Consider the following 22,396-nt stretch of genomic DNA (forward strand, 5'->3'; position numbering starts at 1 on the left):
CGAGCTAACGAATCCGCTCCCAATCCGGCCGCGTCCGTACCCGCCACTGCTGCCGCAAATCCCGCAAATCCGGAGCCCGCTCCCCCGCATCCCCAACAATCATCACCATCAGTTGCATCGAAGAGTTATCCACCAGCATCACGGGCTGGCCGTTGGCGTGCAGTACGAAGTACCGCTCACTCCCATCCCCCGAGCTCACCTCCAACCGGACTCCACCCCGCGCCTGTGCAAACGCCTCAGCCTCTTGCCGCATGACTCCGAAGGAATAGTCCGACAACCTGCGGTAGGCCTTCACCTCCAGCGTCGCCTGGGGAAGGAAGTAGTCTGAGATCACCAAACCCATCACCATGAGCGTGCTGGTTACAACAACGGGCGGCACCCTCATAGGTCGCGCTGCGGCAACCCGGCCGCAGCGCAGCAGACCCACAGCGCAGGCACTACCCACGCACCTGCAGGCAGGCGCTGGCCTGTGCCGTCAGCGCCACGCAGGCCAGCATCAGCCCTTCCATCGTGCGGTCGCCCAGGTGCTGCGCGGGTTCTCCGTTCTGTCGCGCGCGCTCTCCGGCCAACAGCATCTCCTGCACCACGCGCAGGCCTGCCAGGGCGCAGTCTGCATCGGCCAGCGCCATGCGCCGGCCTGGCGCGGCCGAGCGCTCCGGCCAGGGCTGCCCATCGGCAGCGGCGCCGCTCTGGATGCGCCGCAGCGTGGCGAGGAAGGCAGTAGGGTCTGCACCGCTGTCCAGTTCGGGCTCGGCATTGGCCGGGGCGGTGGCAGCGTGCAGTGGGCGGAATTCCGATGGGTTCATGGCAGTGCTCCGTACAGGACAGACGGCAGCGCCACCCCGTAGGGCGGCGGACGGTGCGTGGCTCGAAAACCGGTTAACAACCAAGCCGGCGGGTCCGAAGACCCCCACGCACCGCCCGCCATTGAACGCGAACGGATTGCCAGCCGACGCCACGGAAAGGTGACGCCGGCTGGCAAGCGCAAACACATGGTTGTTAAACGGGTTTTCGACGCCCGCGCCACCTCGTGTCAGGTGGCGATGCCAAGGTGTACTCGCACGGCTGCGAGAAGCCAAGAAACTGTGGCCCTGCAGGGCTGCAAGTGTTGACGCTTGCAGCATTGTGGCACGGAAGGAAAGCCGCCAATCCCCTTGCAGCACAGCGCTCGCGGCGAAAGTTAAGCTGCCACCGCCAGGTCGAACGTGCAGCGCACTTCTCGCCAGGCGAGTTGCTCAATTGCGACACACCCTAATCCAGCGCCCGCGATCAAAATGGGCCGATTGCGTCACCTGCTTAACACTGACTCCCAACCCAGGGCGTGGCCAGAGCGCAAATCCAACGCCGCCCCGCACGGCGTTAGATCGGCATAGCAGCAGGAAACCCAGGCGCGGCCGGTCGGTACGGGCTGGCGTGAGGGGGGCGCGCCAGACAACCTAAGCTGGCCCCACCCACCTTCGCAGCATCTCCAGCAGTTCATCTGGCCCCTGGTCAGGCGACAGTACATGCACGCCAGTTCGATGGCTGGCGTGGAATGCCACATCCTCCAACCACGGGGCTCCACCGGCACGTGGCACCAGCAGTAGTGAGCAGTCGGGGCGCTGCCCATTCCAACGCAGCGCATCTTGGTAGACGTGCGCAGAACGCATGGCGTGCAGTACGTTCTTCCGCGAGGTGCGGTACTTGGCATCCAGCACCAGCATCCTCTTGTCTGCACCAGTCTCGGTGGTCACCACAATGTCAGGCTTCAACTGCAGCGAAACGCTGCTCATGCCCGGCGTGCCCTGCTCCGCAGTGGAGAAGGTCCGCTGCAACAAGACTTCTACCCGAGTCCCCTCGCATGTGCCCACGTGCCGGACGATATCTACCGTCGCGCTGCGCTTGCATGCCCATGTCAGCCCGGGGAAGAGGGCGCGAACTGCCTGAACGACCTGCACGAAGCACCATCGCTCATAGATCTCCCAGGTAGGACTCAGCCATAGCGATTCGTCTCGATCCGGTCCATCCACGCCCGGGCGAAGCGCTGCCCATCCCAGGCGGTACGCTCTGGCATAGGTGGGGTTGGCGGAGATTGCAGTCAGTCCCGATGCGTCGATCTCTGCGCGCGCGACAGCAGCATACGGGTCGCGCGTTGCCAGGCTGCGCAGTCGTGCAGAGAGGGCATTCAGAAACATCAACTTTCTACCGATACGACGGGCCAGCGGCGTGCGAGCGCCTTCGGCGTCCTCGTGCTGTGCTATCCGCCGAAGGGCCTCTTCCACGTTGCTGCAGCGCAGACGCAACGCGGCCAACGAGCGCGCCAGTGCACGGTTCGCGGGATTGTCCAGGTTCTCGTAGGAGTGCATCACCTCCATCGGCGGCGCGCACGTATCCAACCCCGGCTGCCGGCGGAGAACGGCGCCAGCATCTGGATGACGCATCATCCTTCGCGCCGATGTGGCATCGATGCGCTTCACCTGGTGAAAAGGGATACGCCGGCGCTCGTGCCGTAGCCGGGTAAGAGGGCGCTCGGCTACTGCTGTGAAGGCGGCAAGTGCGGCATCAGCATGGCGCCTCAATCGCGCGTACTGCAGCAACACCGTTGTCAGATCGCCGGTCACGCCGATTCCAGACTGGGCGGCCTCGGTGCCAAGAACCAGTGCAGGATCGAACGCGTAAAGGTCGTCCAACATGCCTTGAAACACGTCGGACCCCAGCTTTCCTTCGTCAGGTGCCACATCCAGGTGGTACGTGGCCAGCCGGTGGCCGGCCCTATCCACAAGCTCGACAGACACCTGGCCCGCATAGAAGCCGGGGCACCACTGCAGCATCGGTCCGCTGCTGGTACTCACCGTATCCAGCAACGCCTCGTCAATATAGAGCAAGGCGTTTGCCGGAACTGCCGGGAAGTGGTAGACCCCCCGCTCACGAAAGCCGCCGCAGACGGCGCCAGGTACCAGGTGGAATTCGACGCCCGACTGGTCAAGGCAGATCAGTGCTGTCATCGCATTAGCGCCAGAACCGCGCGCTTCCCTGCTCGCGCAGATCCGCACAGAGTTCGCGCGCCTTGCCGGCAGACTTGCTCAACCCATGGCTTTCCAGCACGCCTGCGACCGCATCAAAGGCATCCCGTAGCCGCTTGGTGTCTTCACCACGCAGCTTGGGCAGGATCTTGGCATACACAGAGTGATCCAAGGCTTGGGCCGCAGTGAGAGCGCCCCCTTCCACGCCCGCTTCCACGTAGCCCAGCACATCGGCAATCGTGCGCCAGCCGAAGTGCAGTCGAACGGCACGCAGCGGCGTCATCAGTGCGTTCAGCACAGCCTTTACCTGTGCCAGTGCTTCTGCGCCCAGCGTCGAAGATGTCCAGCCGGGGTAGTCGTTCACCGGTATGTCCCAGAACTCGATCACGGCACTGCGGTCCAGCACCTTGTCACTCAGCCCATGGGTGGTCTCGTCCATGTTCACCGTGCCGATGATGACCAGGTTGGACGGATAGTCGATGTGTCCGGGCACATCGCCAACCTCGTCCCCAAGGGCATGCAGCTCAACCGCATCGCCGCTCTCCATGGCCGACAGCAGGGGCGCCAGGTACTGCTCGGGATGGGAAAGATTCATCTCATCCAGCAGCACAACGTAGGGGCGGTCAGGATCTGCAATCGCACGCAGCAGGAACTCCAGGAAGCCGGTACGCATGTACACATCGGTGTCGATCGGATTGACATAGCCAAGCAGGCTGCTCGGGTCATGCCACCCGGGTTGTACGGCAACAATATGGTACCCGCGCTGCCCCGGATCGGCTTCAGCCACGCCAGCCCACAGTGCCTTGGCATAGCCCAGCGCAAGTTGAGTCTTGCCGGCGCCGCTCAACCCGGTCAGTACGGCGAAGTGGCGGCGCGGGTGTCTGCGGTTCCACAGCCCGGCGTGCAACTGCGCAATCAGACTGGGGTCGAAAGCCAGATCGGCGGGAAACGATGCCGTGATCTCGCTAAGCGACGGCAGGTTCGACCAGAGGTCCTCAACTTCATCGACGGGCGAATCCGTCCGTACCTCGTCGGCATCCTTCACTACGGGAGACAGCTCGCCCGGTATCCAATGGATACGGGACGCCCACGCACGCCCCCGCTGGGTCAGGTGCAGGACCTTCCCGGCATCCAGCTCGGCCAGTTCCATCCCCTTGATCCAGTTGATGAGCACGGTCGGGGCGAAGTTGCTGGTCCAGCCAGGATTGACCTTCTGTAGACGGCTGATCGCCTGCTTCTGCGGAAGGGGGGCCTGGTTGAGCATGTAAAGGAGATTGTCGAAGCCCAGGATCTGGGTGAGCAGCCAGTCGGAGACCTCCTCTGTTTCGCCCGATTCCAGGAAGGCCTCGCCTCGCGGTGTCAGGAACAGATCGTCGCCAGACGAGCGCAACGCGCCCCATTCAGCGATCAACGCGTTCAAATTGGTACCCAGCGAGTTGGTCGCCAGCTTTGGATTCACCGAGCGGATATGTTCAAGGAAGTCCGCACGCTTGCGCCCTCCCTTGGCAAACTGCAGCATCGCCAGCACGCTGGCAACCGATCCGTTGATGGCCAGCATGCCGCGCCGGCGGCGGCCGGCGGGTAGCGGGTTGAGCCGAAGGTCTCCGGCAGACTCGCTGGGAAGCTCGGTCGCCTCGCTTCCATTCTCCTGAACGTAGTGCACGTACAGGACCCATGGAAGGGTCATGCGTTCCTCGCGGCTGCGGAAGACTATGCCAGCGCTATCCAGCCGCTGCAGGATGCGTTGGTGCAGCTCCGTGCGGTGGTCGGAGCCAATGCTCAGCCCCAGCGCTCTGGCCAGGCTTTTCAGCTTCTGATAGTGCGCAACGGTGGTGAAGTCCTGCGGCCACAGCGAGGCGAAAACACGGTACTGCTTCAGTCTGGGCTTGCGGTCAGTAAGCGCTACGACCATCGCGCTAACTTCTTCCCACGCCGCGCCCAGCCAAGCAACACGCTCGCTGAAGGAGTCGGGCAACTTGGCTTGCTTGAGTGACCAGAGCTTCTCGGCGATTTCCTTGTTGGCAATGACGGCAGACACATCAATGTGACCCTGCCCGGTAGCCGCGATAGTCTGGACTTCCCAGAGTTGGTGTTGGAAGTCGCGCCCGACGAACGTGTCGTGGTCAGCGCCTTCCACATGAACAAGCCATTCGGCTACGCGCGAGATCCAGCTATCCAGGCTGTGCCCATTCCGGTGTAGCTCCAGCGCTCTGGCGCTCGCTTCCCTCAGTCCGGCGTCATTAATCAGATCAAAGGCCATTGCAGCCATCCCCTTGGCAGGTCGAACAAAATTCACAAAAAGGCCCGTGCGCGCTCATGCCCGCAGCAGGCGTGCGTACTCGGCATCGAGGTACTCATCAACGGCGTCGTGATCAAGACTGCCGGCGGCGATGAGTGCTTTCGTTTCAGTCAACGACACGCACCCGAAGCGCACCCATGCCACCATGTTTCCTCTAAGCAGGAAGCCAATGATGTCGCCGCCAGAGCGTAGTGCTGCGTCGCCGACATCCACCAGGCAGAGGCTGCCATGGCTGACGAGCAGCATTCTCCGAAGCTCGGGAATGCTGCCAAATGGCATGCACTGCGACAGCGGGCGGCTATGCACCGCCCACTGCTTAACCACCCAGGTAATGCGGGTTAGAACTTCGGTCAGCATCACCGGTATTGCCATCGCCAGGCCATGGCGGAAATCATAGCCTTGCTCGAAAACCCGGACCGCAATGGTGGCGAAGGTCTGCCGGTCCTTGCCGAAGCTTCCTACATTCACAAACTGAAGCAGAGAATAGAACGGCATCGGAATGCCAGAACCGCGCCCCTGCGCGCCAGAAGATCCGGCGACATCAGAGAACAAGTGGCCGATCCAATTGACGAACCCGGCAAAGATCTTTGCCGAAAGGGTTCGGCCTGTCAGCTCGAAGGTCTCCGTATCCACCGAGACCAACTTCCCATCGGCAACGAAGTGCGCGGTGCTGCAGAACTGATCAAGGATGGAGAAGAACAGGCCGACCAGGTCAGGGGAATGACCAAGGCTCTTGATGTGGTGGTTTCGGGTGCTCATCTTGAACAGACCGCCAACATCGCCACCATGGCGGTGGTCATAGTTGATACCAAAGGTCCGCTCAAGCCAGCCTATCGCGCTTCTTGTAGGATCGCTGCCTTCGGCGGGGCCCTTCCAGCCCATCAGGCGGGCAAACTGCCGTACCGCTCCGTCAACAAAGGAGTCAGCTGCCTTGCCCAGTGGGCTGGCATCCTCGCCTCCTGTCGCGCTTGCCGCGCCCACAAAAAGCACATCGACAAGGCCGCCGATTACGCCGCAAGCACCTGCCAGCATGTAGTCGTACTTGTCACAGTCTGCGGCTTTCAACGAGAAGTCCTCGAGCACCATCTTCTCGAATGCCACGCGTTGACTGGGTGTCATCAGGTTTGCGAACGGATCTTCCTTTAGGTCGATCCTGTTCCGTGCCGCATAGGCAATCAACTGCGCCTCGTACTCCTCGTCCGAAGTATCGGCAGAGATCAAAATGCCATCGATCAGCGAGAGCGGCGCTATTGCTCCGGGCTGGGCATCGGGTTCGCAATGCAACTCGGCATGAATGTTGAGTAAGAGCTCTGTATCTTGCCCGGGGAAAAGTACAGAGGCATCGGCACTGGCGAGCATTGCTTCTGCCAGCGCAATGGCGTCGTCCAGTAGAACGTCCTGCTCGACCTGGGCCAACGCCATGGTATCCAGCACAGACGAGATGTTGCCGAGCTGTGCTTCGATTGCGGCGACCTGGTGCTGCTGGACACGCACGCGATTGCCGTGCGCATCCAGCTCTTCGTCCGGAGTCATGACCACAGGTTGGAAATGCCCCGGGTGGCCTTGCTAGCAAGATCTGTCACCTTGCCGGCAACCACATCGGACACACTGAAGTAACCAATCGCCTGGAACGACTGGGCGAGATCCTCCAGCTCCCGAACGCCGTAATCTGCCTTCAGTACAAGTCGTTCCACCTCGACGGTGGTCTCGTCCTTGGTCTCCTGCACCATGTGGGGCTCATAGTGGCTGATGATCCATTCCCCCAGCTCCCGTCGGGTGGGGTCGCGTGTGAGACTACGAACACGTTCCTCATCAAGGTAGCGGGCGCAACTGAGCTTTGTTGCGCTGCTCTGTGCGGCTTCAGAGCGCTCGTTAAGCACTTTGCCGGCGCCTGTAAGCTGGGTCATCAACCGCATCAGCTTTTCGATCTTGTCGCTTTGCGCGCCGTGCATTTTGATCTGGTCATTCAGCCGTAGCGTGACGCTGTTGATGTCCGATACGAGCAGCGAAAGGGTCAGCTGGGTCTGCTTGATGACTTCCGCAAGCATCAGGCCCCTTCGCTTGAATCGGGTCAGTTCATTGGCCCCGGTCAGCTTGCGAATACCTGCGTACGTCCCGACGCCAATGAGTACAGCCACGCCAATGCCGGTGGCCATGCTGGAAAGGCCAAGGATGCCGCCCAAGCCCAGCGTGGCCAGCCCGGATGTCATGCCTGCCGCAGACATGCCAATGACCGACCCGGACAGATACACAGCAGCCAAGGGCGTGCCGACCGCGGCGGCCTTGGCTGACAGAAGCTTCATGGTTTCTGTCAGCTGATCGTCGGTGACATCTTCCTTCAGCATGTCGTGCTCGCTTTTGATCGCGAGTACAACCAGTTCAGCGTCTGCCTCGGTCACGCTGAACAGCTGCTGGTGTAGGTCGAGGAAGGCGAACTGATCTCGATAGCGCCCGGTCATGCAGTGATGAAGGTTGATGAGCTCCTTCACCAATGAAACGTGGACGAGGTGAATCTGGCCATCAGGGCAGGCCTGGTCGAGATCTGCAACCAGCTTTTCGACGAGCTCGCGCTGGTCGCTTGCAGCGATGTACACGCGTACAGCCATGCGCGATTCTTCGTTGAGATTCAGGCGCGTCATCAGCAGCATGAGCTCGGCGAACACCTTGTGGCCGAGCTCCTGCCGGTTCTCGTAGGCCGCGTTCACTGCAATCTTGACATACGCCACCTTCAGCGACTCTGCCATGTCCTCGATAGGAATGGACTGGGCCTCTTCCTGGTGGTTTTCGAAGTTGCTGATGGCTTGCTGGAGAATATCGGCAAGCGGCGGCAGATTCAGGTAGGCGCCGCGGATATCGATACTGGCGCCATTGACCTGCGAGAGGCGGACCAGCTTATCCACCTTCCCGGCCTTGCCTTCAATGGGGACCTCGAGATACTGCGCGCTCAGCAGGTCGGAGTAGGGGAACCGCTGGGGCTTGCCCAACAGGGGGCGGTAGATGACTTGTTCGCCAGTGAACAAGAGGCCTTCCTTTGCGCTGCCGAGCAGGGTGTCGTCGTAGACCGCGACCACATTTCCCGGCTTTCCTGCGTAGTCAAAGGCGCCGATGGCGTTGTTGAGCTTCTTCTCTTCGATGTTCGGTGCGATGTAAATCCGCTTCGCGGAGATCTCCACAAGGCGTTCCCGAAGGAATACGTTGATGTTGCCCATATCAGCCCCTGTTGCGACAGATGATCTACCTGGCAGGGGCGCTCATCCGAGCAGGGAGAGCAGGACCCGGCCTGGCCCCGTCAAGAGTGTGACGCGTTACTCATCTTTAGAACATCAGATTTGTCTGATGTGGTGTCGGGATTAGCCTGACATCCATCCATCAGGCTGTGGCCGGGGGCGTGCTGAACAGGGGGCGATCAGCCCATCCGCATGGAATGCGATGGGGTATCCTGGGCGCGTGCATCTTGGCTCTGCTGCTCATTCTGCATCGCCAGCGCACGTTCCTGGCCGTCAACACGAAGCCCCTCAAGCTGCTGCATCGACTGCTGGACCGGCGTCTCTACCGCCAGCGCTGTGGGCATGGCCGCGCGAAGATGGGCCGGGTCAGCCGGGTCGCCCTGGACGATGAAGACCGTGTGGCCAGCGGGGGCCTGGTGAGTGGCATTGCTGAGGGCGACGTGGTCCACCCGGTGCATGCCCGCCTCTACGGCCTTCACAGTCAGGCTTGCGGCCAGCCTTTCGCTGGTTTCATCGAAGGGGCGGCCCAGCCCGGCGTCGATTTCGGCGACATGCTGCTTAATCTGCTGATGCAGTGCGGCGTTCTCGTGCCTCGTCGGCAGGCCTTGGGCGCTTGCCAAGGAGTCCTCGCGCAGGGGGACCTGTTCGGATGCCAAGGTCACCGGGCTCTTCATGATCGTCCGGTGCGGATCGTCGGGATGGAACGCGTGCGACTTCTGCTGACGCTCGAGGCGGAGTTCCCGTGTTTCATTGAGCCGATCAATGGTCTGTCGATCGGTTTCCTCAATCGTGATCTGCCCCAGTGCACGGGCGACGGGGCTGCCTGCCTTTACGGCTTCACCCGCGCCCACCCGCCATTGGGCCTGTTCCGGCGAGTATTCATGCATCCGGATCTTGTTGCCGATGTGTGGCGCCGGGCATGTTGTCGTTGCGCACCACGCCCAAGGCCAGCTTTCCGTAGCCATCTGCCCCTTCATGCTGTGCCAGGTAGTTCCAGTAGAGCTCGCGATTTCCAGACTTCGCGTAGGCGGTAAGAACATCAATATCGCGTTGGCTCAGGCCGGGGGCGTCAGTTCTTCCTTGAGCGGTCATTGTCAGGACCTCTTGTACTTGGCAAGGGCGGTGCGCACAGCAGACTCGATGCGCTTCCAGTCTTTCAGGATGACCCGGGGATAGGTTGCAGTGATCGAGATGCTGTCCTCAACATCCACGAAGTAGTGGATGCAGCCGGCTACCCGGCTGTCTTCCGTGTCGGCCAGTCGATCACCGGAGATGGTGAGGCCGTCGGGGAAGTGAGTTTCGCTCTCGCACTTGATGAAGGTGGTAAGTTCGCCATCGCCATTTCGAGCGACGTACCAATCCTTCTCCATGCGCAGATTGCGGGGCTGGGGCATCTTCGTTTCCTGCTCCAGTGCCTTCTGGAACGCAGGCATCAATGCTTCGTTGATTGCGTAGGGCACCAGGCCGAAGCGCTCTGGCTGAGGTATCCGCAGGTCAAGCCGTTCGGTTGGGTCGTTGCGCAGTACCGATGTCGGCGTCGAGGTCTGCTCCGTGCTGGCATAGCGCTCCAACAAGCCTCTGATAGGGGTGCGATCAATATGCTGCAGGCCAATGACCACAGAGCGCTGGAAGTCTTCCATCGAACGATCCGGGCGGGTGCCCGGTGGGGCGGGGCCCAGGTCGGGCCACAGAACGGTCAGCCCAACGCTGCCATCGAAGTACGGGCCGATCTGGTTGTCGTAGTAATTGGCGGGGAACATGAATCGGTGCGGGCCGATCCTGGCCTCCACAGGTTCAGTGGTGTAGGTGTGCCCTTTGATCGTGCGGCGCACGCCGGGATCTTCACTCATTTCAGCCTCCTTGCTTTGCGTTTCCATGGATGAGGAATTCATACATCCGCCGGCGCCCAGTGCCAGCACTGCCGTGACAGCACAGCGAAAGCTGAAAGCAGCAATCTTCATGGAGTCAATCCATTGCTCATCTAGCTGAGAAATATACGTGCCGTGCGGTTGGCGCGTCGACCACTATCGACAGGATTGATCTTTCAATGGGCTCCAGTTGAGGTCGAAGGAATTCAGTTATCCATTCAGCAAGCCGATTGCGTCACTTACTTAACCCTCACGCCCAACCCAGGGCGCGGCCAGAGCGCATCGTCGCGCTCCAGGTCGTAGTCACTGCCAAACGCCAGCGCCGCCTCGCGCGGCGGCAGATCGGCGTAGCAGCCCAGCAGGGAGGCATCCATGCCAGCATCCTGGTGGTCGATGGCGAACAGGTAGAGAAGTTCGGCATCGAAGGCGGCCAGCCAGGTGGGATCGATCGGTGCCATGGTCATGGTCCAAGAGGGAATTCGTGGGTACCGGGGGGCGATCACCCAATGCTCGCCGCACGCCCCCTCACTTCCTGCTGCATCCGCTCCTCCTGCGACTGCTGCTCAAGCTCACGGCTCATTGCACGCTGCTGCGCTTCCTGGCTCACGCTTTCATACCGCTGCAGCGATTGCTCAACCGGCGTCTGCACGGCTTGCGCTGTGGGCATTGAGGAGCGCAGATGCGAGGGATCGTTCAGCTCCCCCTGCACCAGAAACACCGTCTGTCCCGCAGGGGTCTGCGCGGTCGCGTTGTTCAGCACCACGTGGTCCACGCGTGACAGGTCGCTGTCTTTGGCCAGCACCAGCAGGCTCGCGCTCATTCGTTCGCTGATCGCATCGAAGCTGCGCCCATGCTTGGCATCCAGGGCAGCTACTCCATCGCGAATCTGTTCGTAGAGGGGGTAGTCGGGGTGGCCCGGCAACAGCGGGCTGCCTGCATTTTGGGCTTCCTCCGCTGCCTTGCCGGCGTGGCTTTGCACTGCATGGGTGGGGCGTTCCAGTTCCTGTCCCACGGCGGGAACGAATGGGCGTTCGCGTTGCTGCCCATCCATCTGCGGCAGGGCAGGGGTCGGGGACCCATGGGCCGATTGCATGCGCGCCATGTCCTCCACGGTGGTGGTGGAAGTCAGCTCCATGCGGTTGCCCGGGGCGGTGCCGAAGGAGGCGATGGCGCTGTCTGCGCTGGGCGCGTGCGTGCGCGGGTCCGGCATCAGTTCCAGCGTGATGTCGGTCTGCTTCCCAACGGCGGCAAGCTTCTGTTCAACTGCAGCGGTAGTGGCGGCAAGCTGCTCCTCAGTGCGGGGAATGCCGTGCTTTGCGTACAGCGTCTCCACTTGGCCGCGCACGCCCTCAGGTGCGATGTGTACCGTGGCCTTGATCTGCTCGGCCATCCTGCCCATGTCTGCAATGCCGGCATTCTGGCTCTGCCAGGTGATCTCCAGCTCATCGCCGATATTGCGATTGGCCTGGCTGTTGAAGCCCACGCCCTCGTGGACCCACTGGCCATCCGCATCACGGCTGTAGCTGCGGCCGTCGCTTGCACGCAGGGTATCGGCGCCGTCCTGCGCCTTGCGGATTGCCTGCGGAACGGACGGGTTCTGCGCGTCGCCGAAATCACTCCAGCGGCCCTGCTCGTGGGCCACCATGTAACGCGATGCCACCGACGCGGGAGTATTGGCTGCGTTCTGCGCGATGACGGTGCGCGATTGCTCATCCAGGGCCGGTTCGCGTTCCGGCGGAACGGGCTCGCGCCGGGTGATGGGCGTGCGCCCATCAACGACTTCACGTATCTCCAGCTCCCATTGCCGCGAGACGGTATCGCGTACGAACTCCCTTCCGGTTTCGAAGGCGCTGGGTGGAGGCTCTTTCAAGCCACTGGCATTCAGTCGATAGGGATTCTGCGGCGGTGGCAGGTTGGCCAAGCCCAGCTCGTAAGAGGCGCGGGCGGCCTGCCAGTTCAACTGGCGCTCCAGCGTGCCAGTGGCCACATAGTCGGCTTTGAAGGTGACATCGGCACCCTGTGCCGTCTGTACGGGCCGCACTTCCACGCCAGTCCCCAGATCGGCGCTCTGCACCTGCTGTTGCTCGGCGCCGCGCAGCCAGCGGCCCTCCGGGTCTGCCGGGCTACGCGTCCAGGTGCGATGCAACGGGTCCTGCTGGATATAGACCCGCTCGATGTCCTTCTGTGCGGCCCACTGTTCACCTAGATGGGCGCCAAGCGCCCCGCCAGCGATGCCCGCAACGACAGCGCCCGGGCCCGACCACGAACCGGATACGACCCCAATGCCCGCACCTGCGGCGAAACCGCCCAGCGCACCGCCCAGGTTGCGGCCGACGAAATGCGCCGAAGTGGAATCGGCCCCTGCGGTGTTGCCTTGCGAGTTCAGTTCAACCCACTTGTGGCCGGAGGTGGCGAAGTCGTGCGCCATAAGGGCGACGCCGGCCACGCCCAGCGCCTTCATGCCGGGGTTCACCCCGTGAGGTACTGCCTCGGCTACTGCCACGCCCGGAGGCCCGCGCGGTGCGCCCGGCCGCAGCGGCGAATGGGGCAGAGGCTCGGGAAGATCGGCGAACAGGCGCGGGCCTGTGGACAGCGCCGAGCGAGCAGCGACCCATTCCGCGCGGGTGGTGGACATCTCGTGCAGGCTTAGGGCGCTGTAGTCGTGCAGGGGCTTTTCGAAGAGGGTCTTGCCCATGGCGTCATAGCCATCGATGGGCTTCAGGTGCAGGCGCACCTGGGCCACGTCGACCGCTTGGCCAGTGTTGGTGGTGGCGTGCTGGGCCAGGGTGCGCTCAAGGGTCTGGTACTCGGCGGCTGACTGGCTGGCGAAGGTGAGCGGGTCCGGACCGAAGGCGCTTATGGGGTAGCCGTTGATGCGGAGTTGGGGGTGTTCGAGGGCGGTGGGTAGTTCGAACCTGGCGAAACCACGGTTGGAAGGTGCGCCGTCCACAAAGGCGACCAGCGGTTTGCGCGTCGCGATGGCGTTCTCGAAGAATGTCGGGCTACCGGCGTTCCACATCACGTCCTTGAGTGCACCCGCATGGTTCTTGTCGAAGGGGACAATTCCTTTCGAAACCATCTCGTTCTTGAGGCCAGCTACCATCACCTGAAGATCGGGAATATGCGCGGGGTCTTTGGTTAGCCCATCAATGAACTTTCCCCACGGCGTGTCGCCTATTATCCCCGACTTGCCATTGATGTCCTTCGAGTACACCTCAGCGTTTCTGGAATTGTAGTTGCCTGCATTGTCCTGACCGGAGAACGCAAGGTAATCGACCCCGTCTGGAAGTCGGGGAGGGTGAGCCTGCATGCCGGCGGTCACATACTGTTCGAAGCTGACGTTGGCGGAAGGGCCAGATCCGGGCGACTTGAGATACGTGATGACATCAGACACCTGCTGCGCTGTCAGAGGGTCTCCGCTCCCAATCTGAGTTGCACCGCCAAGTGTGGTCTTCACAAAATCATCGAAGATGAACTTGCTCATGGCGTGTGACCTCAGTCGCCGAGCACAGGGACGTCGATGCTGGAAAGCACAATGGAACCGTCCTCTCTTTGAGCGACGTTTGCAGGCACCGGGACTTGCGATTCCAGTAGTGCCTGTCGGCTGGTAACCGCCAGATACCGTAGGGCCTCATCGTTGTCAGTCCGACCGGCAAATGACAGTACGAAGCCTTGTGCGAGGCCTTGGAGATAGGTGAAGTCGTCATCCGCACTACCCAACGTCTGCTTGTATGACAGCATGTCTTGGATGACCTGAGGGCGCCTAAGGTCAAAGACGAAGGCGTGAACGGGGTAACCCACATCTTGGGTCAATTCATCCCACCCATCGAACCCTAATCCGCCTACCCGTGACTCTCCTCTATAGATGGCGAAGTGATACTCAGTCCCTTGCCGGCCGTCCGCGAGGACAGTCGGTCCAATTCTTGGAAGAGGGATCTCTGTTTCGCTGATCGGATCGAGCGAAGAGTAGGGCTTGGCTTGGAAGTGGAAGGGCATCTCAATTCCTGCAGTTCGTGGTGAGACTACTGGTGATGACCAGTCAAATTGGCCAATCGGAGTTCACAAGAACAAGGAGGGCTTCACCAGCGGTAACACACCGGTCGCCCACGCGAACGTTCAGTCAACGGTAGCAGCGTCGGCGGTCTCATGATGAAGTCCATAAGCAAGTCCCTTGCTTCACATGCGCCAACTATATGAGGCGTTCCTGCTGTACTCCACACCCTGGCTCGCGGACGCACGGGATTGCTGCCTGCGTCACACATTCGGCAAGCCAATTGCGTCACCCGCCCCGCCTCCAGTTGCCCGCAAGCCAACTGGATTCCAGATGGTGTCCTGGAGTGCTCCTGGGTCCCATACCCCACGCGGTGTAATGCTTCATGAGTCGAGGAAGCCGTGCAGCCTCCCTTTCACCTACTCCGAAACACTCGCCGCGCCATTGGGGCCAGAGCCAGGTCACTTCAGATAGTCGATCACCTCGTCCCTCTGTTGCGGACTGATAATGGTGTCGTCGGCTACATTTGTCGCTGTAGAGAACGTCGTCCTGGCATAGTCATCGAAGGTGAAGCTCGCCATGAAGGTCCTCCTCAGACTTGGTGAGCGCAGATGAAGACGTTGGCGAGGATGATGGAGCCGTCATCGCAGATTGGAGTTCCCTCCGGGACCTGTACCCCAACTCGTGTCAGTGCGTCGGCGCGGGTGAAAGCTACAAAGCGCAGGTCCTGCGGGTTGCCGACCTGTACAGCGAACGAATTCACAAGACCCTGTGCAAGGCTCTGAATGAACGCAAATGGCTCATCTGAATTGCCGAGCGAGCCCTTGAACTTGAGCATGTCATTGAGTACCCAATCAGGGCCAAGGTCCAGTGTGTAACGGCGTTCGCGACCGCCGTTCGTGCTAATGAGTGCCTGCTTGCCAAAGAAGCCAATGGCCCACACAGTCTTGCTGTCGCGGTTAAACGTGTACTGGTATTCAATGCCTACGCTGCCATCCAGCTGAGCATCTGGGAGCACCCTGGGTCGCAGGATAGAGATTCCGCTCTGCTCATCTACGGCAGACTTCTCTGTAGGTTCGAAATCGAAGGGCATGACAGTGTTTGCCATTCCTGCTGCGCTCTCGGGATCCGCCCTTGGGAGGGGTTGGGTCAAAGGGGAGAGCGACTGAAAGGATACACATGACGCTCGACCGCATCGATGAAGCCGGTAATTCACTCCACCTGATGAGGCGATAGCGGACTTCCCTTCGCTCTGTTGGCTAGCCCACGCAAGGTCGTGCGCACAACGTCATCCAATCGGAACGCATACTGGAACTCGATGCCTGTTCCGCCTTGCGGCAGGCTTGCGGGTAGCATACGAGGCTGCGGGATGGATACGTTGCTGCTCTCGTCAACAGCAGAGCTCCCGAGTGGCCTGAAATGCATTGGCATAGTCTTCCTTACCCAGCCTCATTTCGCTGCTGCGCAACAGAAAGACTGGCCAGGAGGGCCACTCCATCGCATAGCTCCATGCCGTCTTCGGCTATCGCCACACCGAGTTGGCTCAACGAATCAACCCGACAAACGGCGACGTACCGAATGCTCTCGAAAATGCTGGGCTGAGTGGAGAAGACGTTCAGCAGTCCCTGCGCGACAGCGTGGATGAATGATGCGGTATCGTCGGAGTTATCGATATCTCTTTTCAGGTCGATGATCGATTCGAACACTTCACAGGTGCTAAGGTCCAGCGTGCAAAGACGCTCCTGTGCGCCACCCCGAACCGAAAGAATTTCGGTGCCAAGGATTCCGATCGACGCAATCCGCGCTCCGTCACGGCGGAAAGTGTATTGGTACTCAATGGCTTCGCTTCCGTCGGGCAGCTTTGCCGGCAGAATCCGTGGGAAAGAAATTCTTACCGCACTCGATGCGTCGAATGCGGAGTTGGAGTCTGGCTTGAACTCAATGGGCATTGCATTCCTCTGGAGGGGATCGATGTGCCTAGCCTTCACTGTGCGGACATCCACCCGCAGGCAGTTGACATCAGTCGCAGAGTTCAGGAACGCAGATGCTCGCCAGAACTATGGAGCCGTCGTCGCTCTGAGCGACGTTTGGTGGCGACGCTCCCAGCCGGACCAGATCATCAACCTTCGCCAACGCCACATAGCGACGACGCTCCGTGTTGTTGACTCGGCCGGAAAACACAGTCACAAGGCCCTCGGCAACGCTGCAGATGAAGGAGTACTTTTCATCGGTGTTCCCCAACCGCTTCTGCAGTCTAAGGATAGACTCTAGAGCCTGATGCGGACTCAATTCCAGCGTATAGCGAACTTCGCGATCTCCATGCTGTTCGATGACCTGGCTGGTGCCAAAGAATCCTGTCCCGCCAACCCTCTCATCTTTACGCCAAAACATGTACTGATACTCTATTTCGTCGCTCCCATCCCGCCTGATCGCGGGCAGCATTCTTGGGAAGGAAATGGTTACGCCGCTTTCTGGGTCAAACGCGGTGTTCTCGACTGGAATGAATCGGATTGGCATGGTGCTTTCCTGAGAGACCTTCGGGGCCGAACTTGAGTTGTGCGGTTTCATCAGTGCAGCGCTTGATCGCCGCCTGTCTGCAAAGTCACCATATCTGTAGGCTCACTGCCGCGCGAATCGACGTGAACATGGTTACCGACAGGGCCTGAAGCCATCGATCTGAAGTCTCGAGCATGCATTCGAGTGTTCATCGCCCCGCAAGACGTTGCGAAAGCGGGGCCGCCGGATATGAAGTCGCACATGATCGTCAGCGCCAATCCGCACGGACGGGATTGACTGCTTCAGCCAGGATGATGACGCTTCCATGGTGAGGGGGAGCCAAGCCAACTGTGGAAATATCGTTGCGAGCAAGTGCTTCGGCCGTGGTGGTCGCAACGTATCGCACGCCATACCTTGCACTGCTGTGGTCCATGTTCGCCAGCACCAGCCCCTGCGCAACTGAGCACAGGAAGACGAAGTTGCTGTCCTGATCGTTCAACGTCTGCTTGAAGCCGAGGATGGACCTTAGAACCCAGTCGCGACCCAGATCCAGAGAAAACACGCGTTCGCAACCGCTCTCTGTCTCAACCATCTCGTCGCTTCCAAACAGCCCCAGTCCGCCAACTCGCTGGCCATTGCGATGGAAGAGATACTGATACTCGGTGTGGCTCGCATCTTCGGGGGGACTCGCCGGCAGGATGCGCGGTGCGGTGATGATGACGCCGGTGTGGCGATCGACTGCGGTGCCTGGCTGACGCTGAAATTCCAGCGGCATGATTGATCCTTCAATGGAGTCGGGTTGCAGGTGATGGGATTCAAGGATTCCATCGCGTCCTGTTGCGGACTATACGCCCCTCATTCTGGCTGCTCTATGGGCCAGAGCCTAAGGTCCTCCACCATCCGCCACGCAAGCTGCTGGTTGCAATTTGGCAAGTACAGCTTCCTTGAATGCGAACTGATCCATGTTGTCTGACGTCAGAACACGTGAGCTGGGATGGAGAGCTCGGCCAGGATGATTGGGTCATCGGCTTCCAACGCGACACCTTCAGAGACGTCGATGCCGATGTGTCTCAGGGCTCCTGCTCGCGTGACGGCCACGTAGCGGACTTCGCGTACGTTGTCAGTCTGATTGGCGAAAACAGACAGCAGACCCTTCGCAACAGCCCACAGAAGATTCACGGGCTCATAGCTACTTCCAAGTTCTGCCTTGAGCCTGGCAATGAGCTCCATGGTGTGGGTGGAGCTCAGGTCCAGAGTGCGCTTCCAGCCCCAACAATCACTCTCTCCAGTTCGTTCCTCTGTTCCAAGTACAGACATGGCTGCAAGGATCCGCTCTCCTTGTCGGAAGGTGTACTGATATTCCGTGGCCTCGCTCCCGTCTGGGAGGTCTGAGGCGACGATTCTTGGGAGCGATATGGTTATGCCGTTGAACCGGTCGAAAGCAGTTCTTGCTTGGGGGTTGAACTCAACGGGCACGATCTTTTCCTGCCTTCCGATGATGAGTTTGTTGGGGCACGTTGATGATGACGTAATGTCTCGTGCGTAAGGGAGCCGGCCTTGTGCTGCCTGCCATTCGTTTAGTCTGGTGGCAGTTGGCCAAACCGCCATCTCTCATGGAGTCATCCCTCAGGGCGAACTGGCTGGTACATACGCCTCGGCAAGAACGACATGGCTGTGGGAGTCGACCAGATTCTGATCCGGGATCAGCACGCCTGCAGTTGCCAGCGCACTTGCGGTGGTGATCGCGACATATTGGAGGTGCTCTACGCTGTTGGGTCGGTCGGAACACGCCATTGCAAGCCCCTGAGCAAGGTCTCGCAGGAACGAGAAGTCGCTGTCGACGTTTCCTATCATCTTCTTGAGCTCGAGAAGTGACGTGATCAACCAATTGTGGCCAAGGTCAAAAGTAGTGGCTCGCGTTGGATGACCGTTGTTCTCTATGAGCTCGTCCGTTCCATGGAAACCAAGGCCGCCAATCCGCTTTCCATCAAGATAGAACGAGTACTGGTACTCCGTTGCGGCCGTCCCATCCGCCAGTTCTCCTGGCAGAATTCGTGGTGCGGGAATGGTGATTCCGCTGATCGAATCGTAGGAGGAACCGGATCGCGCTGCGAAGCGGAGAGGCATGATTGATCCCTGGATGTTCGATAGAGCAACTGGCGAAGTTTGAGGGCCGGGCATGGCGGGGTACGGGGCGATCCTCGCCCAGCGCGTGGTCAGGCTTCCGTTGGTTCACTGCCGCGTAGCGGGCCGATATCGCCGAGGAAGGTCTGGCTCGGTTCCACCACCCGTCATTGCTTGGCGCTGTGAAGATGATGTAGTTCGCCCCCGCCGCATGCAAGGGATGAAGTGGGAAACGGCGCGCGAGTACGCTGAGGCACCAATCCTGCTCACCAGTCATCGACAATTCCATTGGCCAGTCGGCCCCGACTGCACGTTCACCGCTCTCGCCGCTCCAGAAGAATGCGTCCTGAAGGCACGTTGATACTTCCTGGCACCCGCCGTTGGCAAGCCAATAGCGTCACCCGCGCCAACGGCACCTGCCCGCGGACCTCGTGATTCGATCACCCGGCTAGGACCGCGGTTGCGGACAGGGCACAGCACGAGTGCAGTAGACAACGCGACCCGCCGTGCAAAGCGCACCGTGGCGCCCCAGAACGCAATGACTACCAAAGGTCAGCGCTGGCTCGCCCGGCAGCGGATCATCACGCCCCCGCCGGCAGCGTAATCGACTTGATGTTGACGAACTCCTTCAGCCCCTCCGGCCCATGCTCACGCCCGTAGCCCGATGCCTTTACCCCGCCGAAGTGCAGCGTGGGGCCGGCCACGTTGAAGCCGTTGATGCAGACCATGCCGGTATCGAAGTACGTGGTGGCCAGCTCACGAGCGCGCGTCACATCGCGGCTGAAGATACCGCCGCCCAGCCCGTAGCGGCTGTCGTTGGCAATGCGCATGGCGTCATCATCGTCCTTGGCCTTGATGATGGCCGCAGCGGGGCCAAACAGCTCGTCCTCATACGCCACTTGGCCTGGCGCCACATCGGCCAGCACCGTGGCCGGGTAGAACCAGCCCGTCTTGGCCGGCACTTCGCCACCCACCACCAGCCGCGCGCCCTGGGCAACGCTCTTGCTCACCTGTTCGTGCAGGGTGTCACGCTGGGCCTTGGACACCATCGGGCCCAGCTGGGTCTTGCCGTCGTTCGGGTCGCCCATGCGGATCTGCTCGAACTGCTTTGCGTACGCCTCAACAAATGCGTCGTAGTTCTTCTCGGTCACGATGAAGCGCTTCGCATTGACGCAGGTCTGGCCGTTGTTGAACAGGCGCCCCTTCACGCAGGTCTTCACCGCCAGTTCCAGGTCGGCATCGTCCAGCACCAGATAGGCGCAGCAACGCGCGAACCGCTGACTCAAGACGCTGCCAGTCATGCAGCATCACGCGTGCATAGCCCATCTCAATGGTGATGTTGTTGTCCACGTCCACCATGGAGTGGCGGCACATTGCGATCCGCTCTGCACCTGTAGATGCCAGTGCGCTGCCTTGCACCGACAACCCGTCGGGCACCCGATCGCCTGGGTCACAACTGATGAAGGTGGTCGGCCTTCCATCGGTCGAGCGCGCTACATACCAAACGGGCTCCAGCGCCGGGTTACGCCGATAGGGCACGCCCAGTTCAGCCTCTGAATCCTTCACGTAGGCATCCATCAGTACGGGATTGATCGCATAGGGCGTCAGGCCCCAACGCTCGGCTTGGGCGTCCCGCAATTCCAGACGTTGGGCCGGGTTGCGGCTCCGCAGTGAACCCGCTTCGGCCGTGGCATCGTTGCTGGAGCGTCGGCCAAGGTAGTCAGCAATCGGCACGCGATCCAGATAGTTCAACTCGATCAGCACCTGCCGCTGGCTGTCCTCCACCGACCGTACCGGGCGGTTGCCCGGGGGCGCGGCATCGAAGTCAGGCCAGAACACGGTCAGCATCACCCCGCCATCGGGAAGCGGGCCGGATTGGTCGTAATACAGGTTGGCCGGGAACATGAAACGATGGGGTCCCAGCCTGGCCTCTACCGGCTGCGTCGTGTAGGTGTGGCCGCCGACGGTGCGGGAGCTCGAAGTGTCTTCAGACATGGTGCCGTTGGAATCCTTTTCCGTGGATGGAGCCTTGGCACAGGCGGTGGCGCTGAGGGCGGCCACCAGCGCGGCGCAGGCAAGCCGGCGAACCGGTGCGTTGCTCATGGGCGAGTTCCTTGCGCTGGATCGTGACCATTATGGAGAGTGCTTGGCTACACTGCGACCAAGCCGCTGTGACGGGCGTCTGGATTCCGGGGTAGGCGGGAATGCGCTGTCGTAAATGACGCATAGGCAACTGCCCCGGAGCGTAGGATTTCTGAAGGGAGAATCGATCTCCAATGGAAAGGGCTGGGACGGAGTGAACCTGTTCGCGGAAGCATTCTTCACCGAGGTGTATAAGAGATCGTCAGGCATAGCTCTGGTAGCCATTTGATGCAGCAACGAGGGACCGCAATGCTTCCACAAGGAAGAACACTGCTCTGCTTGGCCATGACCGTGTGCATGGCATTCGTCGGCGGTTGCCAGGCCGAGTCCGGAGTTCAGGCGGACTCACATTCAGCGTCGGTCCGGGTGGACCAGACGCCGCTGGTCAGACCGTTCCCGCTGGTGCTGCCGCGGTGCAAAATCATGTCGCCGAGAAGTACATATTGGAAGCGACTGCTAACTGGCGATTACTTGTTGCCAGCAAGATCGTGAAACATGTTCTCGAATAGGGCTCGAGTATGACGAATGAAAGCGGACCAAAATCGGGGCAGTTCTACATCCTTCGCGCTGACATGCGCGGTGGTGGGCGGGGGCACGGCGTTGAGGTCGAGAATGAAGATGAAATTCCTTTTCCCGCCAGCCTGAGCATCCCTCCTGAGGCTGGAGGGCTTGCGAACTTGAAAGTGAAGCCACGCCTTCGGCATGAACCCCGGCTGGGGGACATGCCAAAGGATTTGCAGAGCGGCATCACCGACTACTGGCTTGTGTCAGAGCCGCTGAAGCAACTGCTTGCGTCAGTGGATCCTGAGGGTTTTGCATTCGTCGAATGCGAGTTTGTCCTGGAGAGTGGTGCCACAGCTGCGCCGCACTACTTCTGCGAAGTGACGAGGGTGCTTGATGCAGTTGATCTGGCGTCGTCCAAGGTAAAGGTACTGACCGAGGGCTATAGGAATGGCAAGTACTACAGCCTCGCGGGAGGCGCGCGATTGGCGTTTGACGCGAAAGTAGTAGGCGCGGCACACGTGTTCGTAACGCCCTATACCGCTGATGTCTTTTGCGACAGGACTCTGCGTGATGCGCTTCTGGAGGGCGGCTTTGGAATGGAGCCCGTGACGCGCGGCGTGCGGCTGATCGACGCTGCGGATATCTGATAGTGCCTGCATGTGCCGGAAGGGAATCTTATGGCTGCTGGTCAAGTAATACTGCAAAGTCACCATGTTCTGGAGCAGAACCTCTTCAGAGATCAT

At 60.6% G+C, this 22,396-nt stretch carries 20 protein-coding genes and 1 pseudogene; 1 reads left to right on the forward strand and 20 read right to left on the reverse strand.

The window, feature by feature from the left end:
- Positions 1–4 precede the first annotated feature (4 nt).
- The 20 genes and pseudogenes from C1932_RS02115 to C1932_RS02205 all read right to left on the reverse strand — a co-directional run bounded on the left by C1932_RS02115 (position 5) and on the right by C1932_RS02205 (position 21,110).
- The gene (locus C1932_RS02115) at positions 5–385 is read right to left on the reverse strand and encodes a hypothetical protein (protein ID WP_159094482.1); all 381 of its coding nucleotides are present in this window, start codon (positions 383–385) and stop codon (positions 5–7) included.
- 52 nt (positions 386–437) lie between these two features.
- The gene (locus C1932_RS02120) at positions 438–806 is read right to left on the reverse strand and encodes a hypothetical protein (protein ID WP_108761061.1); all 369 of its coding nucleotides are present in this window, start codon (positions 804–806) and stop codon (positions 438–440) included.
- 630 nt (positions 807–1,436) lie between these two features.
- Entirely contained in the window at positions 1,437–2,984 is a 1,548-nt protein-coding gene (locus tag C1932_RS02125; RefSeq protein ID WP_108761062.1) for a nuclease domain-containing protein, read from the reverse strand.
- A 4-nt stretch (positions 2,985–2,988) separates the two neighbouring features.
- Complete coding sequence (locus tag C1932_RS02130; protein ID WP_199911998.1) at positions 2,989–5,262, reverse strand: hypothetical protein; 2,274 nt, start codon at positions 5,260–5,262, stop codon at positions 2,989–2,991.
- Between the two features lie 54 nt (positions 5,263–5,316).
- Positions 5,317–6,834 carry a hypothetical protein gene (locus tag C1932_RS02135; protein WP_108761063.1) on the reverse strand — a complete coding sequence of 506 codons (1,518 nt, stop codon included), beginning with the start codon at positions 6,832–6,834 and terminating at the stop codon, positions 5,317–5,319.
- Positions 6,831–8,510: a hypothetical protein gene (locus C1932_RS02140; protein ID WP_108761064.1), complete on the reverse strand. Its 1,680-nt coding sequence runs from the start codon at positions 8,508–8,510 to the stop codon at positions 6,831–6,833. The genes C1932_RS02135 and C1932_RS02140 overlap by 4 nt, the downstream gene beginning before the upstream one ends.
- Positions 8,511–8,707: 197 nt before the next feature.
- Positions 8,708–9,415: an XVIPCD domain-containing protein gene (locus C1932_RS02145; RefSeq protein ID WP_234412265.1), complete on the reverse strand. Its 708-nt coding sequence runs from the start codon at positions 9,413–9,415 to the stop codon at positions 8,708–8,710.
- A gap of 25 nt (positions 9,416–9,440) precedes the next feature.
- A pseudogene (locus tag C1932_RS19990) lies at positions 9,441–9,620 on the reverse strand (hypothetical protein); the annotation flags it as partial.
- Positions 9,621–9,622: 2 nt separating this feature from the next.
- Positions 9,623–10,489, reverse strand: a complete 867-nt coding sequence (locus tag C1932_RS02150; protein WP_234412267.1) for a hypothetical protein — start codon at positions 10,487–10,489, stop codon at positions 9,623–9,625.
- A 146-nt stretch (positions 10,490–10,635) separates the two neighbouring features.
- Positions 10,636–10,854: a hypothetical protein gene (locus C1932_RS02155; protein ID WP_234412269.1), complete on the reverse strand. Its 219-nt coding sequence runs from the start codon at positions 10,852–10,854 to the stop codon at positions 10,636–10,638.
- A 41-nt stretch (positions 10,855–10,895) separates the two neighbouring features.
- Entirely contained in the window at positions 10,896–13,880 is a 2,985-nt protein-coding gene (locus C1932_RS02160) for an XVIPCD domain-containing protein (RefSeq protein ID WP_159094483.1), read from the reverse strand.
- Positions 13,881–13,891: 11 nt separating this feature from the next.
- Positions 13,892–14,392, reverse strand: coding sequence for a hypothetical protein (locus C1932_RS02165; protein ID WP_108761067.1), 501 nt, complete (start codon positions 14,390–14,392; stop codon positions 13,892–13,894).
- Positions 14,393–14,979: 587 nt separating this feature from the next.
- Positions 14,980–15,480 (reverse strand): hypothetical protein, encoded by a 501-nt coding sequence (locus C1932_RS02170; RefSeq protein WP_159094484.1) that lies wholly within the window; start codon positions 15,478–15,480, stop codon positions 14,980–14,982.
- A 346-nt stretch (positions 15,481–15,826) separates the two neighbouring features.
- The gene (locus tag C1932_RS02175; protein ID WP_108761069.1) at positions 15,827–16,336 is read right to left on the reverse strand and encodes a hypothetical protein; all 510 of its coding nucleotides are present in this window, start codon (positions 16,334–16,336) and stop codon (positions 15,827–15,829) included.
- A gap of 70 nt (positions 16,337–16,406) precedes the next feature.
- Entirely contained in the window at positions 16,407–16,904 is a 498-nt protein-coding gene (locus tag C1932_RS02180) for a hypothetical protein (protein ID WP_159094485.1), read from the reverse strand.
- Between the two features lie 247 nt (positions 16,905–17,151).
- Positions 17,152–17,658: a hypothetical protein gene (locus C1932_RS02185; protein ID WP_108761071.1), complete on the reverse strand. Its 507-nt coding sequence runs from the start codon at positions 17,656–17,658 to the stop codon at positions 17,152–17,154.
- A 200-nt stretch (positions 17,659–17,858) separates the two neighbouring features.
- On the reverse strand, positions 17,859–18,359 hold the full coding sequence (locus tag C1932_RS19780) for a hypothetical protein (protein WP_159094486.1): 501 nt from the start codon (positions 18,357–18,359) through the stop codon (positions 17,859–17,861).
- Positions 18,360–18,509: 150 nt separating this feature from the next.
- Entirely contained in the window at positions 18,510–19,010 is a 501-nt protein-coding gene (locus tag C1932_RS02195) for a hypothetical protein (RefSeq protein WP_108761073.1), read from the reverse strand.
- 578 nt (positions 19,011–19,588) lie between these two features.
- Positions 19,589–20,227, reverse strand: coding sequence for an aldehyde dehydrogenase family protein (locus C1932_RS02200; RefSeq protein ID WP_234412271.1), 639 nt, complete (start codon positions 20,225–20,227; stop codon positions 19,589–19,591).
- Positions 20,127–21,110: a hypothetical protein gene (locus C1932_RS02205; protein ID WP_234412273.1), complete on the reverse strand. Its 984-nt coding sequence runs from the start codon at positions 21,108–21,110 to the stop codon at positions 20,127–20,129. Before C1932_RS02205 ends, C1932_RS02200 begins: the two co-directional genes overlap by 101 nt.
- Positions 21,111–21,667: 557 nt before the next feature.
- Between C1932_RS02205 and C1932_RS02210 the strand changes: the two genes are divergently transcribed.
- Positions 21,668–22,300 carry a DUF1629 domain-containing protein gene (locus C1932_RS02210; protein ID WP_108761074.1) on the forward strand — a complete coding sequence of 211 codons (633 nt, stop codon included), beginning with the start codon at positions 21,668–21,670 and terminating at the stop codon, positions 22,298–22,300.
- The last annotated feature ends 96 nt before the right edge of the window (positions 22,301–22,396 follow it).

Source organism: Stenotrophomonas sp. YAU14D1_LEIMI4_1 (genome assembly GCF_003086815.1).
Taxonomy (GTDB): Bacteria; Pseudomonadota; Gammaproteobacteria; order Xanthomonadales; family Xanthomonadaceae; genus Stenotrophomonas.

Bases quoted from the DNA above. Each gene is read 5' to 3' on its own strand.
- C1932_RS02115 (WP_159094482.1), bottom strand. From the start codon at position 385: ATGAGGGTGCCGCCCGTTGTTGTAACCAGCACGCTCATGGTGATGGGT.
- C1932_RS02120 (WP_108761061.1), bottom strand. From the start codon at position 806: ATGAACCCATCGGAATTCCGCCCACTGCACGCTGCCACCGCCCCGGCC.
- C1932_RS02125 (WP_108761062.1), bottom strand. From the start codon at position 2,984: ATGACAGCACTGATCTGCCTTGACCAGTCGGGCGTCGAATTCCACCTG.
- C1932_RS02130 (WP_199911998.1), bottom strand. From the start codon at position 5,262: ATGGCCTTTGATCTGATTAATGACGCCGGACTGAGGGAAGCGAGCGCC.
- C1932_RS02135 (WP_108761063.1), bottom strand. From the start codon at position 6,834: ATGACTCCGGACGAAGAGCTGGATGCGCACGGCAATCGCGTGCGTGTC.
- C1932_RS02140 (WP_108761064.1), bottom strand. From the start codon at position 8,510: ATGGGCAACATCAACGTATTCCTTCGGGAACGCCTTGTGGAGATCTCC.
- C1932_RS02145 (WP_234412265.1), bottom strand. From the start codon at position 9,415: ATGCATGAATACTCGCCGGAACAGGCCCAATGGCGGGTGGGCGCGGGT.
- C1932_RS02150 (WP_234412267.1), bottom strand. From the start codon at position 10,489: ATGAAGATTGCTGCTTTCAGCTTTCGCTGTGCTGTCACGGCAGTGCTG.
- C1932_RS02155 (WP_234412269.1), bottom strand. From the start codon at position 10,854: ATGGCACCGATCGATCCCACCTGGCTGGCCGCCTTCGATGCCGAACTT.
- C1932_RS02160 (WP_159094483.1), bottom strand. From the start codon at position 13,880: ATGAGCAAGTTCATCTTCGATGATTTTGTGAAGACCACACTTGGCGGT.
- C1932_RS02165 (WP_108761067.1), bottom strand. From the start codon at position 14,392: ATGCCCTTCCACTTCCAAGCCAAGCCCTACTCTTCGCTCGATCCGATC.
- C1932_RS02170 (WP_159094484.1), bottom strand. From the start codon at position 15,480: ATGCCCTTCGATTTCGAACCTACAGAGAAGTCTGCCGTAGATGAGCAG.
- C1932_RS02175 (WP_108761069.1), bottom strand. From the start codon at position 16,336: ATGCCCATTGAGTTCAAGCCAGACTCCAACTCCGCATTCGACGCATCG.
- C1932_RS02180 (WP_159094485.1), bottom strand. From the start codon at position 16,904: ATGCCAATCCGATTCATTCCAGTCGAGAACACCGCGTTTGACCCAGAA.
- C1932_RS02185 (WP_108761071.1), bottom strand. From the start codon at position 17,658: ATGCCGCTGGAATTTCAGCGTCAGCCAGGCACCGCAGTCGATCGCCAC.
- C1932_RS02195 (WP_108761073.1), bottom strand. From the start codon at position 19,010: ATGCCTCTCCGCTTCGCAGCGCGATCCGGTTCCTCCTACGATTCGATC.
- C1932_RS02205 (WP_234412273.1), bottom strand. From the start codon at position 21,110: ATGAGCAACGCACCGGTTCGCCGGCTTGCCTGCGCCGCGCTGGTGGCC.
- C1932_RS02210 (WP_108761074.1), top strand. From the start codon at position 21,668: ATGACGAATGAAAGCGGACCAAAATCGGGGCAGTTCTACATCCTTCGC.